The following is a 14248-nucleotide window of genomic DNA, read 5'->3' as shown; positions in this document are numbered from 1 at the left end:
ATCGTCCTCAGATTTTAGAACCGAGGAGTCACCATGAATCATCCGCAATCAACCTTGAGCAAACGAACTATTCGCCGAAGCCAACTCCGCGAGATCGTGCCACTTGCCGACACCACAATCTACGACATGGAGCAGCGGGGAGAATTTCCGCAGAGGTTCTATCTGACGTCCCGCTGCGTCGTATGGGATCTGGCGGAAGTCGAAGCCTGGCTAGCGATGCGCCGTCAGGCTTCAAATACGAAGGCAGTCAAACGCGCACCGTCTCCAGACGTACATCTGAGGAAGACCCGGCCGGTCACACGGTAGGTTCCGGCACCAGCAGGTCCATCGACGGCGGATATAGTGTCGGGGTGTGTTTCTGTCCGGCGACCCAGGCGTCCACGAGGTTCGCCCATTCCTGCATCATGTGACGGCGCTGATGCTCATACTCGGCTTTGTTATAGATACCGCGCGACGAACGACCGTCCTCATGGGCGAGGCACTTCTCGATCCAGTCGCTGTTGAAGCCCAGCTCATTGAGAAGCGTCGAGCCGGTTCGCCGAAGATCGTGGACCGTGAACGGCTCCAGCGGCAATCCCTCCTTTTTCGCGCGAACCACCACAGCGGTCGTGATCCGATTGAACGTGGCACGCGACATCGGCGCGTTGGCTTCATAGCGCGATGGCAGCAGGTACTTCGAGTTACCCGCGCATGTCTTCAGCGCGATGAGTATGTCGATCGCCTGCTGGGCAAGATAGACGTTGTGCGCCTTGGAGCGCTTCATTCGCTCCTTGGGAATCGACCAAACGGCGTTTTCGAAATCCACCTCGTCCCACGTCGCATCCTGTAGTTCGCTCTTGCGGACCATCGTGAGCAGGATCAGGCGCAGACCGAGCCGTATCGTCGGCAGCGTCGGCACATGGTCGAGCTGCCCGAGCATGACCCGGATCTCCGAGGGCGAGAGCGAGCGATCCTTCGGCACGAAGGTTGCGATCGAGGACGGTCCAACCTCGTCAGCCGGATTGGCTACCTTCTCGCCGTGCAGGATCGCGAAGGAATAGATTAGCTTCACGATGTCACGGACATGAACCGCCGTGGCCGGCGCGCCGCGCTCTTTGACCTTCGCGCACATCGCCCGCAGATCGTTCGGCGCGATCTCCGTCAGCAGTCGATTTCGAAATGTCGGTCGGATGTCGCGCTCGAAGATTGCGCGCCGCATGGCCCTAGTGCTGTCGGCCATCTTCGCCTCTTGCATCCAACGCTCGCCGAACTCGCCGAAGCTCTTGGCTTCCTTGAGGCGACGCTTCTCGCGCTGCTTCTCATGGGCCGGCGAGCGACCCTCGCCGATCGCTCGCTTAGCATCGATCAACTTCTCACGCGCCCGCCCCAAGGACAGGTCGGTTGGGGCGTACCGTCCGAGCGTCACCGTCTCGCGCCGGCCATTCAAACGGTAGTCGTAGCGGAATACGATTTTGCCTGATGGCTGCACCAGAGCATACATACCGTCACGGTCAGCAATTTTATATAATTTGTCTTTTGGTTTCAGGCTCTTAAGAGCTGCATCAGTCAGCATAACTCCCTCCAAAAATGGACGATTTTCCGGGGAGAGTCTCGAATTATACCGTCAGGCCAAAATCACCATCTCTGAAGCGGATTTAGCGCTTTATTTTCAACGTGATATGGCTAAAAAATATACCGTCAAGGCTCTCTTGACCCTGACGGTATATTGGTTTTGGTGGTCAATCAAGATTCGACCATACCGTCAGCCATACCGTCATTCTGTTCGCTTGCCCTGCGATAGATGCCGATAAGCGACGAGAGATAGTTATTTTATTTCAATAGCTTGTATCGTATCATAGCGTAGTTTCGGCGGCGTTCGGATGGGCCTGAATCATTCCCACTCGATGGTCCCCGGCGGCTTCGACGTCACGTCGTAGACCACGCGGTTGACGCCCTTGACCTCGTTGACAATGCGGGTAGCGACGCGGCCGAGGAAGGCCATGTCGAACGGGTAGAAATCCGCCGTCATGCCGTCCACCGAGGTCACGGCGCGCAGGCCCACCACATAGTCATAGGTGCGGAAGTCGCCCATCACGCCCACCGTCTTCACCGGCAGGATGACGGCGAAGGCCTGCCAGATCTCGTCATAGAGACCGTGGCGGCGGATCTCTTCGAGGTAGATCTCGTCGGCGAGGCGCAATATGTCGAGCTTCTCGCGGCTGATCTCACCGGGGCAACGGATCGCGAGGCCCGGCCCGGGGAAGGGATGGCGGCCGACGAAGACTTCCGGCAGGCCAAGTTCGCGGCCCAATGCGCGCACCTCGTCCTTGAACAGTTCGCGCAGCGGCTCGACGAGCTTCATGTTCATGCGTTCAGGCAGGCCGCCGACATTGTGGTGGCTCTTGATCGTCACCGAGGGGCCGCCGGTGAAGCTGACGCTCTCGATCACGTCGGGATAGAGCGTGCCCTGGGCCAGGAAGGCCGCGCCGCCGACCTTCTTCGCCTCGTCCTCGAACACGTCGATGAACAGCTTGCCGATGGTCTTGCGCTTCACCTCGGGGTCGGTGACGCCTTCCAGCGCGCCGAGGAACATCTCGGAGGCGTCCACATGCACCAGCGGGATGTTGTAGGCGTCGCGGAACAGGGTGACGACCCGCTCCGCCTCGCCGAGGCGCAGCAGGCCGTGGTCGACGAAGACGCAGGTCAGCTGGTCGCCAATCGCCTCATGGATCAGCACCGCCGCCACCGAGGAATCGACGCCGCCGGAGAGGCCACAGATCACCTTCTCCGACCCCACCTGCTCGCGGATGCGGCGGATGGATTCCTCGCGATAGGCCTTCATCCCCCAATCGCCGCGCGCACCGGCGATCTTGCGGACGAAATTGCGGATCAGCGCCGCGCCATGCGGCGTGTGCACCACCTCCGGGTGGAACATGGTGGTGTAGATGCGGCGTGCCTCGTCCACCGCGACGGCGAAGGGCGCGTTCTCGGAGGTGGCCACCACCTCGAAGCCTTCCGGCAGGCGGGTCACGCGGTCGCCATGGCTCATCCACACCGGATAGCGCTGGCCGACGTCCCACACGCCGTCATAGAGCGCGCTCGGCTTGTGCACCGTCACCTCGGCACGGCCGAATTCGGCGGCGTGACCGCCCTCCACCTCGCCGCCGAGCTGCAGCGCGCAGGTCTGCTGGCCGTAGCAGATGGCGAAGATCGGCACGCCGAGCTCGAACGCCTCCTGCGGCGCGCGCGGGCTGCCTTCGTCCATCACCGAGGCCGGGCCGCCCGAGAAGATGATGCCGACCGGATTGAGCCGCCGCACCGCCTCGGCCGCGCTCTGGAACGGCACGATCTCGGAATAGACCCCCTCCTCACGCACGCGGCGGGCGATGAGCTGCGTGACCTGCGAGCCGAAGTCGATGATGAGAATGGTGTCGTGTTCGGCGGTGGCGGCGGTCGGTTCAAACTGGGTCATGGCTGGCTCTGTCTGGCGGGCTCTGTCTGGCGGCTCTCGGCGGTGGGGGGCAGTCTCGTCTGCGTTCATTATCCGGCTTGATCGCCGCGCACCATCAGGCTGATGAAGAAGCCGTCAGTGGCGGTGCGGCGCGGGGTCAGCAGCAGGCCCTCGGGGCGCTCCAGCGCGGCGGCGCGCAGCGTCATGCCGCGTTCGCCCAGCGCCAGCACCATCTCGGCCGGCGGCACGAGGCGGAAGCCGGGGTGGCGGTCGAGGAAGCCGCGCACTTGGCCGACATTCTCCTCATCGAGCAGCGAGCAGGTGACATAGGCGAGACGCCCGCCGGGCTTCACATAGCGCGCGGCGGTGTCGAGGATCGCCGCCTGTTCCTTCATCCGCTCCGCCAGCGCGCCGGGGCGCATGCGCCATTTGGCGTCGGGGTTGCGGCGCCAGGTGCCGGTGCCGGTGCAGGGGGCATCGACCAGCACGAGGTCCATGCGGTCCTCAAGGTCCTCCAGCACGTCGGCCTTGCCACGCGGCGAGCGGACCTGGACGTTGTGGGCGCCGGCGCGCTGCACCCGCTCGTGAATGGGGGCGAGGCGACGCAAATCGTCGTCATAGGCATAGAGCTGGCCGGCGCCATCCATCAGCGCGGCGAGTTCTAGCGTCTTGCCACCGCCACCGGCGCACAGATCCAGCACCTGCCCGCCGCGCGGGGGGGCGGCAAGGATGGCGGCGATCTGCGAGCCTTCGTCCTGGATTTCCACCAGCCCCTTGAGATAGGCCGGCTCGGAGGTGAGCGGCGGCGCCTTACCATCGGCCTCCAGCGCGATGCGCAGGGCAAGCGGCGACCAGCGGCCGGGCGCAGGCGACAGATGCGCGATCAGCTCGCCCGCCTTGTCGACATCGCCCTTGAGCGAATTGACCCGGAGGTCGAGCGGCGCCCGTTCGGCAAGCGCCGCGCCTTCCTCCACCCGCGCCTCGCCGAACACGGCGGCCAGCGCCGCGTCGAGCCATTCGGGGTAGTCGCCGCGCACATGAGCGGGGGCGTCGTCGAGCGAGGCGTCCACCAGCCGCGCATGCTCGTCCTCGCTCAAAGGCGCGGGGGCGAAGCGGGAGCCGTCGCACAGCGCCGCGATGGCGCTCGCGTCGAGGCCGCGGGCGACCTTCAGCATGCCGAGAACCAGCCCGCGCGGGCTCTCCTCGCCGATCCGTTCGCCCATCACCCAGGCGGCCGAGGCGCGGCGGCGCAGCGCGTCATAGACCAGCGAGGCCAGCGCCGCGCGATCGCCTGACCCGGCGAAGCGGTGGCTGCGGCCCCAGTCCTTCAGCACGTCGGCGGCCGGGCGGCGTTCGGCGAGAAGGGTGCCGATCACCTCGATAGCGGCGGAAAGCCTGGCAGCCGGCGTCATCTGAATTCCACTCTCAAAAAGGGCATCACGGCAGCGCCGGCGCCAGCAGGATAGCCAGCGCGAACATCACCCACATAGCCAATAGCACCAGCGCACCGAAGGCGAAGGCGCCGAAGCGCCAGCCGATGTGGTTGCTGGTCACATAGACGAAGGCGTGGACGATGCGGCTGATTACGAAAAGCCACGCCAGCACGTGGAAGAAGTCGCTCGTCTGGCGCGTCACCAGCGCCAGAACGACCAGCACATAGAACAGCACCGGTAATTCGAACTGGTTGCGGAAGCAGTTGCTGGCCTGCCGCACCTTCGGCGGCCAGCCCCTGTCGTCAAGCACCACCTCCTCGCGGACGAGACCGCCCGCGCGGATGGCGGCGAGCCGCACCGCTCCAAGCCGGAACAGCACGACGAAAGTGAGGGCGACCTGCACGAACACGGGCAGAAGAGTGGCGGTGACGTACATGGATCAGCCCTCCCTCATCGGTTCAGCGCGGGCGGAAGCCCGGCGCTCAGACGGCGCCCGGGTAGTTCGGGCTCTCGCGGGTGATGGTCACGTCGTGGACATGGCTCTCGCGCAGCGAGGCGCCGGAGATGCGCACGAACTGTGCCTTCTCGCGGAAATCCTGCAGCGTGGCGCCACCGACATAGCCCATGGCGGCCCGCAGGCCACCGGCCAGCTGGTGCAACACGCCGCCGACCGGCCCCTTATAGGCCACCTGCCCCTCGATGCCTTCCGGCACGAGCTTCAGCGTGTCCTTCACCTCGGCCTGGAAATAACGGTCGGCCGAGCCGCGCGCCATGGCACCCACCGAGCCCATGCCGCGATACGACTTATAGGAACGGCCCTGGTAGAGATAAACCTCGCCCGGGCTCTCATCGGTGCCGGCCAGCAGCGAGCCGATCATCGCGCAGTCGGCGCCGGCGGCCAGCGCCTTGGCGAGATCGCCCGAGAACTTGATGCCGCCATCGGCGATGACAGGCACGTCGCTCTTCCGCGCCGCTTCCACCGCGTCGAGAATAGCGGTGAGCTGCGGCACGCCGACGCCGGCGACGATGCGGGTGGTGCAGATCGAACCCGGCCCGATGCCGACCTTGATGGCGTCCGCGCCGGCATCGATCAGCGCCTGCGTGCCCTCGGCGGTGGCGACGTTGCCGGCGAGGATCTGCACGCTGTTGGACAGCGTCTTGATGCGGCTCACCTGGTCGAGAACCTTGCGCGAATGACCATGCGCGGTATCGACCACGACGAGATCGACGCCGGCCTCGATCAGCAGCTCGGCACGACGATAGCCGTCCTCGCCCACCGTGGTGGCGGCGCCGACGCGCAGGCGGCCCTGCTCGTCTTTCGCGGCGTTGGGATTGGTGACGGCCTTTTCCATGTCCTTGACGGTGATGAGGCCGACGCAGCGGCCTGCATCGTCCACCACCAGCAGCTTCTCGATGCGGTGCGTGTGCAGCAGGCGCTTGGCCTCGGCCTGATCGACGCCCTCGCGCACCGTGATCAGCCGCTCCTTGGTCATCAGCTCGGAAATCGGCTGAGCCGGGTTGGTGGCGAAGCGCACGTCACGATTGGTGAGGATGCCGACGAGCCTGCCGGAGCGGCCGTTCGGGCCGCGCTCGACCACCGGGATGCCTGAAATGCCGTGGTTCTTCATCAGCGCCAGCGCATCGGCCAGCGGCTGGTCGGGATGGATGGTGACCGGGTTCACCACCATGCCGCTCTCGAATTTCTTCACGAGGCGCACATGCTCGGCCTGCACCTCGGGATCGAGGTTGCGGTGGATCACGCCGAGGCCGCCGGCCTGCGCCATGGCGATGGCGAGACGCCATTCGGTGACCGTATCCATGGCCGAGGACAGGATGGGTATGTTGAGCGAGATGGTGCGCGTCACCCGCGAGCGGATGTCGACTTCACCCGGCATGACATCGGACAGGCCGGGCTTCAGCAGCACGTCGTCGAAGGTAAGCGCTTCCCGCGCGAGGCCGTCATAGACCGACATCGCCAACTCCCGATTGGGGGCAAGGGGAGCATGGCTCCAGACCCGCCCGATGAATGGATGGACGAAGCGGGCCGGCCTGGCAGAGAACGCCCGCTCGCTTCGAGTTGGCGAGGGCTCATACCATGGCCCGTCACGCTTTCCTAGGCATCTATCTCTGTGCCTGGCGCAATGCCGCTGCGCGTCGCACGGCCCCTGCGTAACCCGCCTGTGATGACAGATTTGTGCGTGCATTTCCGGTCGCCGGATGGCTGCGTCGGCGTTATAGCCGAAACCCGCCTGTCTCTCCCCCCGCCCGCGAATCCGGACCGGCCCGTGCGCTCCGAACGTCTCGTCCCGCTGATCGTCGCCTGCGCGCTGTTCATGGAGCAGCTCGATTCGACGGTGATCGCCACTTCTCTGCCGGCCATCGCGGCCGACCTGAAGGAAGACCCGATCGCGCTGAAGCTGGCGCTGACGTCCTACCTGCTGAGCCTTGCGGTTTTCATTCCGGCCAGCGGCTGGTTCGCCGACCGATTCGGCTCGCGCACCGTGTTCCGCGCCGCCATCGTCATCTTCACCGCCGGCTCGCTTCTGTGCGGCCTTGCCCAGGCGCTGCCGGACTTCGTCGCCTACCGCATCCTCCAAGGAATGGGCGGGGCGATGATGGTGCCGGTCGGGCGCCTCGTTATCCTGCGCACCGTGCCGAAGGAAGAACTCGTCTCCGCGCTGGCCTGGCTCACCATTCCAGCGCTGCTGGGCCCGGTGATCGGCCCGCCGCTCGGCGGCTTCATCACCACCTATTTCGACTGGCGCTACATCTTCTTCCTCAACCTGCCGATCGGGCTGCTCGGCTTCGTGCTGGTCAGCCGCTTCATTCCCGACATTCGCGAGCCGAACGTGCCGCCTTTCGACCTCCGGGGCATGTGCCTTTCGGGCCTGGGCCTTGCCGGCCTCGTCTTCGGCTTCGCGCTGCTCGGCCAGCATGCGGTTGCCCCCTCGCTCGCCTTTGCCGTCATCGCCGTCGGCGCGGTGTCGATGGGGTTCTATATCCGCCACGCGCGGCGGACCGTGAAGCCCATCCTCGATCTCGCGCTGCTGAAAATTCCTACCTTCTTCGCCGGCGTCGTGGGCGCCTCGCTGTTCCGGGTCGGCATCGGCGCCCTGCCCTTCCTGCTGCCGCTGCTGCTGCAGCTCGGCTTCGGCTTGAGTCCCTTCGCCTCGGGCATGATTACCTTCGCCTCGGCGGCGGGAGCGATGACGATGAAGTTCACCGCCGCCCCCATCATCCGCACCTTCGGCTTCCGCCGGGTGCTGGTGGTGAACTGCGTCATCGCGGCGGCGTTCATCGCGATCGGAGCGCTGTTCCGGCCGGACATGCCTTATCTGGTGCTGATCGGGGCGCTGCTGCTCGGCGGTTTCTTCCGCTCGCTGCAGTTCACCAGCACCAACGCACTTTCCTATGCCGACATCCCCTCCGAGGCGATGAGCCGGGCCACCAGCTTCGCCAGCGTGGCGCAGCAGGTGTCGATCTCCACCGGCGTCGCGGTGGCGGCGCTGGTGCTCGACCTCATGCGCGGCTGGCGCGGCGATGGCACCATCGCGCTCGGCGATTTCAGCGTCGCCTTCCTCGTGGTGGCGGCCATCGCGGTGTGCTCGGTGTTCTTCTTCCTGCGCCTGCCGGCCGACGCCGGCGCCGAACTCGCCCGTGGTCGGGTGAAACCGGCGCAGGTGCCCGCGCCAGCCGGCGAGATGGGCAGTGCGGGCTAATCGGCGGCGGACGCCGCATCGGGCGCCGCTTGCCGCCCTCTGAACCCCGTCGCCACCACATAGAGCTCGGAGGAATCCGCCCGGCTCGCCTGCGGCTTGATGTGGCGCACCGTGGTGAAGTCGCGCTTCAACTCGGCCAGCAGCGTGTTTTCCGTGCCGCCCTGGAACACCTTGGCGATGAACGCCCCACCCGGGGCCAGCACCTGGCGGGCGAAGTCGATCGCCAGTTCCACCAGCCCGACGATCCGCAGATGATCGGTTGCCCGATGCCCGGTGGTGTTGGCCGCCATGTCCGACATGACAAGGTCAGCGTCGCCACCGAGCATCGCCTTCAGCCGCGCCGGCGCCTCGTCGGTGAGGAAGTCCATCTGCGCGAAGTCGACGCCGGTGATCGGGTCGATTTCCAGCAGATCGATGGCGACGATGTGCCCGCGCCCCTCCTCCATCTTCATCCGCTTCGCCGCGACCTGGCTCCAGCCGCCCGGGGCGGCGCCGAGATCGACCACCCGCAGGCCGGGCCGCAGGATCTTCAGCCGGTCGTCGATCTCGATCAGCTTGAAAGCGGCACGCGAGCGCCAGCCTTCGCGCTTGGCGCGCGCGACATAAGGATCGTTGAGCTGGCGCTGCAGCCATTTCTGCGAGGAGGAGCTGAGCGAGCGGGCCTTCTTGAGCCGCACTTTGAGCGGCCGCGCCTCGCCGCCCTTGCCGGGCTGGGGCTTGTCGATCACGTCGGGGCTCCAGCCCTCTGACGCCACACACCATCGGCACGCATCAATTCCACCAAAATTCCTTCCCGCAGGCCGCGATCAGCGACGCGCAGACGGTCGCAGGGAAAAGCCCGGCGCACCGATTCCAATATCGCACAGCCGGCCAGCACAAGATCGGCACGCTCGACGCCGATACAGGGATTGGCGGCGCGCTCGGCAAAGGGCATGGCGAGCAGCCGGTCGACCACCACCCGCACCTGTTCCGCACCGAGCCACGTACCATCGACCTGCGAGCGATCATAGCGCGGCAGGTCGAGATGCACGCCGGCAATCGTCGTCACCGTCCCCGAAGTCCCGAGCAGATGCAGCCGGCCGCAATTATGCGGCCCAACCGCCGACACGAAGCCGGCGAGATGCGGGGTGAACTCATTGACCATCGCCTCGAAATCGTCGCGCGTCACCTTCACGCCGCCATGACGCTCGGCCACCGTGACGACACCGAGCGGCACCGATACCCAGGCCCGGATCACCGCCGCCGGCGGGCCGCCGTCGCGCGTCTCCAGCCGGTCGAGCCAGACCACCTCGGTCGAGCCGCCGCCAATATCGAACAGCACGGCGCCGTCCGAGGTGGGGTCGACCAGCGGCGTGCAGCCGGAAGCCGCCAAACGCGCCTCGGTCTCGCGGTCGACGATCTCCAGTTCGAGGCCGGTCTCACGGGTGACGCGGTCGATGAACGCCGCGCCATTCACCGCCGTTCGACAGGCCTCGGTGGCGATCAGCCGACGGTCGACGATGTGGCGCGCCTCGATTTTGGACGCACAGACCTTCAGCGCCTCGACCGCGCGGTCCATCGCCGCCTCGCTGAGGCGGCCGGAGCCGATCAGCCCTTCGCCCAGCCGGACGATGCGCGAGAAGGCATCGACGACGCGAAAGCCACTCCCCGTCGGACGGGCGACGAGGAGCCGGCAATTATTGGTACCGAGATCCAGCGCGGCATAGCAGGGATCGTTGTTGCGCGGCCGCGCATGGGACCGCGGGTCACGCCCCGTCGCTCCGGCCGGTGCGCCGCCCTGGGACGGTCCACCGCCCTGGCGATGGCGCGCATGCGCCGGGGGCCGCTCGTCGCGAGCCGACGTTTCCGTCACCCGCTCCCCGGCCCATATCTGGGTCTCGTCGACCATTTCAGTTTCCCCGGCCGAAGCCGTCGTCCCGGCCGCGCCGAAGGGCAGCCCAGGCTCGCATTGTTCAACATCTCGGGTGAAATGTAACATTCGCGAGCGCTGGCGCAATCGACTTCATGGCAGACCGGCGCGGGAGGCGGGGCTGGGTGCGCCGCAAAGACCCGCAGGGCAAGGGCGCGGCGCTATTGCCGCCCATGCATCGAGGGCGGCGCTTTTTGCCTGCCGCCGCCCCCCATACCGATTCGGCTCGGGCCGTGTCGGGCGGCCCGGCCAGCCCGCGTCTCACGTCACGGCATGCAAGGGCCGCAGGCGACCGGCTCAGCCCTTCAGAGCCGGCAGCGCCTGGGCGATGCCGGAGATCGGCAGGGTCACATTCACGGTCTGGCCATTAGCGAGCACGAAGCTCGCGACCACTTCCTTGGCGGTCATAAGTTCCTTGCCGAACGCTTCCTCGAACGGGCCGATAGCCTCGCAGCCGCCGCGGCTGCAGGAAGCGTAGTCGATCTTGCGCGGCTTGCCCTTGCCGATGGTGATCTGCACACCATCCTTCAACCGCACGCCGAGCGGGGTGCGGACCAGATAGGTCGGCGTCCCGGCCTTGTCCTGGCCGACCTGCCAGAGCAGCACGGTCTTCTTGGACTTGGCCTCCGTCACCTTCATCGTCGCGACGCAGGTTTTCTTCGCGCCCTTCTCGACGCTGGCGCGGCAGGTCACGATCCAATTGTCATAGGTGGTGGATTCGGTACGGACCGGGGCCTTGCCCTCGGCCGGCGCCGTCTGCGCCAGGGCGGCGGGAATGCCGGCCAGAAGGCAGGGTGCCAGCAGCAATGCGGCGGCCCGTGTGGCGAAAATGGTCATGATGTCCTCCGGCGGATATCCCGGGTCAGTCGACGTCGGCTCTGCGCCGCCGACCAGCGCCACGGGATGAGAATCACTGATCTGTTGTGCCATTGCGCGCGGCAGATGGCGAGAGGCACAGGAGAAGAGGAAGGTTCGCCCAAGGGCCGCAGTTCCGAGGAACTACCGGCTCGAAAGGTCTACTGCCGCATCCCGTGCCCGATGACGAATGCCGCCTAAAAAAGCAATGGGCCGACCACGAGGGCCGGCCCAGGCTTAACTCGTTGGCGCGCAGCCGGGACCGCGCGCCATCCGTCACATCCTACCAGCGGAACTTGATGCCGCCCTGGCCCGCCCAGCCCTCGACATCGCCGAAATTGTATTCGCCGGTGCCGAACAGGGCCACGCTGCCATTCAGGTCGGCGGTGAAGCCGATGCCGGCATTGTACCAGGTGCCGTTGATGTCGCTGGTCAGGACAGTGCCCGCCACGTTGGTCTTGTTGTCGCCGAGGAACTCGGAATTGATGTTGAAGATCGCATAAGGCGTGATCGTCTGACCCGTGGCCATGACGAAGGTCGACTGGACCTGCAGGCCCAGGCGGCCGATCAGCGATTCAGCATCGCCCGGCGAGACGGAGGTGCCGATCGAGTCGAAATAAGCGTCCTGGCTCGCGCTGGCATAGGCCAGTTGGGCCTGGGGCTGGAGCACCCAGCCATTCGCCAGTTCGAAACCATAGCCCATCTCGATCGAGCCGCCCCACACCGTGGCGTCGGTATTCGCCGTCACGTTGCTGGTCGAGGCGATGTCGAGGTCGAGCACGTCCACCTTGCCGACGAGGTCGGTGTAGAAGCCGGCGCCCGGAACAAGGCCCACCTGGCGGATCGAGGCGTAGATACCCGCGTTCCAGCCATTGATCTCCAGGCTGGAGCTGCCGCCCCAGGACGTCCAGTCGCCATCCACGTCGACATCCGACCAGCCATAGCCGCCGAACGCGCCGGCGGTGATGCGCCAGTCATTATAGTCGAAGGTGTAGTCGCCGCCGGCCTGCAGGCCCCAGGTCTGCTGCGAGAAGTCCCACCCGCCGCTGACGTCGTAGCTCAGATCGGCGCCACCGCCGCGGCCCCACATCTGGAACTTCGGCGCCGGCACCGGCTGATAGGCCGGGGCCTTGGTGACCGACTGCGCGAGATCGGCATTACGGCCTTCGAGCTGATCCTGCTGGCGCACCTCTCCAAGCCGCTTATTCAGCGTGTCGAGGCCGGCATAGAAGTGGCGCTGCATGGCAGAAGGCGCCGTCGCATAGCCAGTGGCCTGGGCGGTATAGCCCGCGCGCAGATACCAATCGCCAGCGCCGGTGTCGATCGACTTGGCAAAGGAGGGCGCCTCATTGTCGGGGTCCTGGTACAAGCGGTAGGAGTAGGCGCCCGCCATGACCTCGCGCTGGCCGCTGACCGTGTTGCGCGCCAGCTGGAAGGCGTCATCCGGCGACACGCCGCCCTCGGAGACGTCCACCACCTTGATGCCCTGACCGAGGCCCGTGCCGGTGTAAACGCCCTGGCCGGCATTGGTGTTGTTGACGTAGATCGTCGTCGTGCTCTCGGCCGCGACATTGCCGTTGATGACCAGAACGTCAGTCGGGCTGGCCGCGTCGTAGAGGTAGGTGTCGATCAGCAGATTGCCGCCGCCGACATAATCGCCATTGATGGTCAGGCGATCGCCGGCAACATCGTCAATGCCATTGTGAAGGGCGATCGTGCCCTGGTTGACGAAGGTCGCGCCCGGCAGGCTCACACGCAGCTCGCCGCCCTCAGTAGCGGTCAGTTCGACCTGAGTGTAGGCAAGGCCGGTGGCCGTGGTGCCAGAGACATCCAGCACGCCGCCGGTCTGGTCCAGCCAGCCGGCATCCCGGCCGGTGTAGATCGAGCGGTAACCGAGTTCGCCGTCCTGCGAGGCCTCGAGAACGACGGTTCCGGTGTCGAGGTCGGCCTCAAGATCGGAAAGCCGGAGGTAGGAGGTCGCATCGACCGTTACCAGCCCGTTGGCTTCGCTGTTGCCGTTGAAGTTCACCCAGCGCTGGGTGAGTTCGAGATAGGAACCTTCTTCAACCCCGAGCTGCTGGAAGTGCTCGACATCATCGAGCGACAGCGTGCTGCCATTGGTAACGACGAGTGTATCGAAACCGCGCCCGCCGTCGACTTCCCCGCCGATGAAGAAATTGGAGTTCATGTTGTCGAGACCCGACAGCACGACGAGATCATCGCCGCTGCCGCCGCGAATATTGTCGAGGGAGATCCAGGTCCCCTCCGCATCGGTTCCGCCGATAAAGATGTCGTCGTCGCCCGAACCGCCGTCAATGTCGTCGATGCGGATGCCACCACCATCGGCGCGGAGGGCAATCTGGTCGTCGCCCCAGCCGCCGTCAATGTCGTCGCCGGTGATGTCGCCACCGTCCGTCGCGGAGAGCACGATCCGGTCGTCGCCGCTCGACAAGAAGCCGCCGTCGCCGGAGATGTCGTCAAAGCGGATCTCGCCGCCCTTCGACGCTACGAGACGAATGGAATCATCGCCATCGCCGCCGGAGATGTCCTCGACGCGGATTTCGCCGCCCTTGGTGGCGATCAGGCCGATCTTGTCGTCACCGAAGCTTCCGTCGATGTCGTTGCCGGAAATCTCGCCGCCCTTGGTCGCCAGCAGCCCGATGACGTCATCGCCAAAGCCACCGGAAATGCTGTCGAAGCGCACTTCGCCGCGTTCCGAAGCGAAGAGACCGATGAAGTCATCGCCGAGGCCGCCCGAGATGTCATCGACACCGACGTCGCTGCGCCGGTCCGTCGCCGACAGCAGGATCGTGTCGTCGCCCCAGCCGCCGTCGATGTCGTCGACGCGGATGTCGCCGCCTTCGGAAGCGAACAGGCCGATGAAGTCATCGCCAAGATTGCC

General features: G+C 65.9%; 11 protein-coding genes. 2 read left to right on the top strand and 9 right to left on the bottom strand.

Annotated elements, in window-relative coordinates; genetic code table 11:
- The first annotated feature begins 33 nt into the window (after positions 1-33).
- Positions 34-306 carry an AlpA family transcriptional regulator gene (locus tag A3M1_RS25935; RefSeq protein WP_081620339.1) on the top strand — a complete coding sequence of 91 codons (273 nt, stop codon included), beginning with the start codon at positions 34-36 and terminating at the stop codon, positions 304-306.
- Here A3M1_RS25935 and A3M1_RS0116695 read toward each other — a convergent pair.
- The 5 genes from A3M1_RS0116695 to guaB form a co-directional block, all read right to left on the bottom strand.
- Positions 296-1552 (bottom strand): tyrosine-type recombinase/integrase, encoded by a 1257-nt coding sequence (locus A3M1_RS0116695; RefSeq protein ID WP_018390137.1) that lies wholly within the window; start codon positions 1550-1552, stop codon positions 296-298. The two genes, A3M1_RS25935 and A3M1_RS0116695, sit on opposite strands and share 11 nt — an antisense overlap.
- A gap of 318 nt (positions 1553-1870) precedes the next feature.
- Entirely contained in the window at positions 1871-3451 is a 1581-nt protein-coding gene (guaA, locus tag A3M1_RS0116690) for a glutamine-hydrolyzing GMP synthase (RefSeq protein ID WP_018390136.1), read from the bottom strand.
- Positions 3452-3519: 68 nt separating this feature from the next.
- Positions 3520-4842: an RsmB/NOP family class I SAM-dependent RNA methyltransferase gene (locus A3M1_RS0116685; RefSeq protein ID WP_018390135.1), complete on the bottom strand. Its 1323-nt coding sequence runs from the start codon at positions 4840-4842 to the stop codon at positions 3520-3522.
- Positions 4843-4867: 25 nt separating this feature from the next.
- A complete protein-coding gene (locus A3M1_RS0116680) occupies positions 4868-5299 on the bottom strand; it encodes an MAPEG family protein (protein ID WP_018390134.1) in 432 nt (143 codons plus the stop codon).
- Positions 5300-5345: 46 nt separating this feature from the next.
- A complete protein-coding gene (gene guaB / locus A3M1_RS0116675) occupies positions 5346-6836 on the bottom strand; it encodes an IMP dehydrogenase (protein WP_018390133.1) in 1491 nt (496 codons plus the stop codon).
- A gap of 312 nt (positions 6837-7148) precedes the next feature.
- On the opposite strand from guaB, the gene A3M1_RS0116670 reads away from it, so the two are divergent.
- Positions 7149-8582 carry an MFS transporter gene (locus A3M1_RS0116670; RefSeq protein WP_018390132.1) on the top strand — a complete coding sequence of 478 codons (1434 nt, stop codon included), beginning with the start codon at positions 7149-7151 and terminating at the stop codon, positions 8580-8582.
- Here the strand turns inward: A3M1_RS0116670 and A3M1_RS0116665 are convergent.
- The 4 genes from A3M1_RS0116665 to A3M1_RS0116650 all read right to left on the bottom strand — a co-directional run.
- A complete protein-coding gene (locus tag A3M1_RS0116665; protein WP_018390131.1) occupies positions 8579-9310 on the bottom strand; it encodes an RlmE family RNA methyltransferase in 732 nt (243 codons plus the stop codon). The two genes, A3M1_RS0116670 and A3M1_RS0116665, sit on opposite strands and share 4 nt — an antisense overlap.
- Positions 9307-10470, bottom strand: coding sequence for a Ppx/GppA phosphatase family protein (locus A3M1_RS25130; RefSeq protein WP_018390130.1), 1164 nt, complete (start codon positions 10468-10470; stop codon positions 9307-9309). The genes A3M1_RS0116665 and A3M1_RS25130 overlap by 4 nt, the downstream gene beginning before the upstream one ends.
- Before the next feature lie 318 nt (positions 10471-10788).
- Complete coding sequence (locus A3M1_RS0116655) at positions 10789-11328, bottom strand: invasion associated locus B family protein (RefSeq protein ID WP_018390129.1); 540 nt, start codon at positions 11326-11328, stop codon at positions 10789-10791.
- Positions 11329-11629: 301 nt separating this feature from the next.
- Positions 11630-14248: autotransporter outer membrane beta-barrel domain-containing protein (locus tag A3M1_RS0116650; protein ID WP_018390128.1), on the bottom strand; the 2619-nt coding region annotated here is incomplete at its 5' end.

This window comes from Ancylobacter sp. FA202 (genome assembly GCF_000380205.1).
Lineage (GTDB): Bacteria > Pseudomonadota > Alphaproteobacteria > Rhizobiales > Xanthobacteraceae > Ancylobacter.
Note: the sequence above shows the minus strand (reverse complement) of the source record. Positions and strands in the feature narration are given on the sequence as shown.

What these genes read in the sequence shown, in the direction of transcription:
- A3M1_RS25935 (WP_081620339.1), top strand. Translation starts at nt 34, where the DNA reads ATGAATCATCCGCAATCAACCTTGAGCAAACGAACTATTCGCCGAAGC.
- A3M1_RS0116695 (WP_018390137.1), bottom strand. Translation starts at nt 1,552, where the DNA reads ATGCTGACTGATGCAGCTCTTAAGAGCCTGAAACCAAAAGACAAATTA.
- guaA (WP_018390136.1), bottom strand. Translation starts at nt 3,451, where the DNA reads ATGACCCAGTTTGAACCGACCGCCGCCACCGCCGAACACGACACCATT.
- A3M1_RS0116685 (WP_018390135.1), bottom strand. Translation starts at nt 4,842, where the DNA reads ATGACGCCGGCTGCCAGGCTTTCCGCCGCTATCGAGGTGATCGGCACC.
- A3M1_RS0116680 (WP_018390134.1), bottom strand. Translation starts at nt 5,299, where the DNA reads ATGTACGTCACCGCCACTCTTCTGCCCGTGTTCGTGCAGGTCGCCCTC.
- guaB (WP_018390133.1), bottom strand. Translation starts at nt 6,836, where the DNA reads ATGTCGGTCTATGACGGCCTCGCGCGGGAAGCGCTTACCTTCGACGAC.
- A3M1_RS25130 (WP_018390130.1), bottom strand. Translation starts at nt 10,470, where the DNA reads ATGGTCGACGAGACCCAGATATGGGCCGGGGAGCGGGTGACGGAAACG.
- A3M1_RS0116655 (WP_018390129.1), bottom strand. Translation starts at nt 11,328, where the DNA reads ATGACCATTTTCGCCACACGGGCCGCCGCATTGCTGCTGGCACCCTGC.